This window comes from Enterobacter sp. UNJFSC 003 (genome assembly GCF_036903355.1).
Classification (GTDB): domain Bacteria; phylum Pseudomonadota; class Gammaproteobacteria; order Enterobacterales; family Enterobacteriaceae; genus Enterobacter.
Window position 1 is genome coordinate 1 of sequence record NZ_JBAKHK010000035.1, and the last position, 950, is coordinate 950.

Sequence of the window (950 nt, forward strand, 5' to 3'; positions counted from 1 at the left end):
TGCCCGGTGCCGCCTGCGCTACCGGTTTTACCGATAATTGCCAGCACGATATCTTTTGCGGTAATGCCCGGCGCGGCTTTGCCCTGGACTTCAATTTTCATGGTTTTTGCGCGGCCCTGTTTCAGGGTTTGCGTTGCCAGTACGTGTTCAACTTCGGAAGTGCCGATACCAAAGGCCAGTGCGCCAAACGCGCCGTGGGTGGCGGTATGCGAGTCGCCGCAGACAATGGTCATCCCCGGCAAGGTGACGCCCTGTTCCGGGCCCATTACGTGGACGATCCCCTGATACGGGTGATTCAGGTCATACAGTTCGACGCCAAATTCTTTGCAGTTTTTGATCAGTTCCTGCATCTGGATACGCGCCATTTCACCGCAGGCATTAATGTCTTTGGTCTGGGTAGAGACGTTGTGATCCATGGTAGCGAAGGTTTTGCCCGGCTGACGTACCGGGCGACCGTGGGCGCGCAGACCATCGAACGCCTGCGGTGAGGTCACTTCATGCACCAGGTGGCGGTCGATATATAACAGTGGGGTTTCGTTTTCGGCTTCGTACACAACGTGAGCGTCGAACAATTTTTCGTATAACGTCTTAGCCATGATTACACCCCTTCTGCTACATAGCGGGCAATGATATCGCCCATTTCATCGGTACTAACGGCGGCAGCGCCACGGGCTAAATCCCCGGTGCGAATGCCTTCTTCTAATGCGCGGTTAATGGCGCGTTCAATGGCGCAAGCCGCATCATCGGCATCCAGGCTGTAACGCAGCAGCAGTGCCAGCGAAAGGATTTGTGCAATCGGGTTGGCGATGTTTTTGCCTGCGATATCTGGTGCCGAGCCGCCCGCCGGTTCATACAGTCCAAAACCTTGCTCGTTCAGGCTGGCGGAAGGCAACATCCCCATCGAGCCAGTGATCATTGCGCACTCGTCAGACAGAATGTCGCCAAACAGG

At 55.8% G+C, this 950-nt stretch carries 2 protein-coding genes; both read right to left on the minus strand.

What is annotated here, in order from left to right; genetic code table 11:
• A partial coding sequence (locus V5P19_RS22925) for an aconitase family protein (RefSeq protein WP_334407819.1) occupies window positions 1-596 on the minus strand: 596 nt, incomplete at its 3' end.
• Between the two features lie 2 nt (window positions 597-598).
• A partial coding sequence (locus V5P19_RS22930) for an isocitrate/isopropylmalate family dehydrogenase (RefSeq protein WP_334407821.1) occupies window positions 599-950 on the minus strand: 352 nt, incomplete at its 5' end.